This window comes from Paenibacillus sinopodophylli (assembly GCF_005930355.1).
Taxonomy (GTDB): domain Bacteria; phylum Bacillota; class Bacilli; order Paenibacillales; family Paenibacillaceae; genus Pristimantibacillus; species Pristimantibacillus sinopodophylli.
Map to the genome: position 1 here is coordinate 1 of NZ_VDBO01000063.1, position 469 is coordinate 469.

Consider the following 469-nt stretch of genomic DNA (forward strand, 5'->3'; position numbering starts at 1 on the left):
TAACCGTGCCCCCGACTTCCACCCATTCCTTCTTCACTTCGTCATAGAAAAATATTGCAGCTCTTTGGTCGTTCTTAAGAATTGATGGATTAAAATTAATGATTAGCGTTACCGGTTTGCTGAAGTTCTCCGAGAAATTTTTCAATATCTCATAGACCGGGCTGGCTAGTAACTCTTTTTTCGTTAGAAGGTGTTGAGTGTCAAGCAATTGTTCAATCGTTAATTTCAATTCTTTGTCTGTTGCATTTGCCGGTATATCGATTTTAATCGATTCCCCCAAACTAACTTCGCCCGCCTTACCCGCGGGAAGCAATAATTCACCATTCTCTGAGATTACTTTGTTATCAGTCGGTGGTGTTGGATCCAGTGCTGGTGGTGTCGGTGCAACTGCCGCCGCTCGTGTCACCGTCACGGTGTACGTCTTCGTTGTCGTGCCATCCTCTGCCGTTACCACCGTCGTGATCGTGTT

The 469-nt window shown here is 45.4% G+C and carries 1 pseudogene; it reads right to left on the reverse strand.

Features of this window, described 5'->3' with window-relative positions:
- A pseudogene (locus FGT79_RS31505) lies at positions 1–469 on the reverse strand (hypothetical protein); the annotation flags it as partial.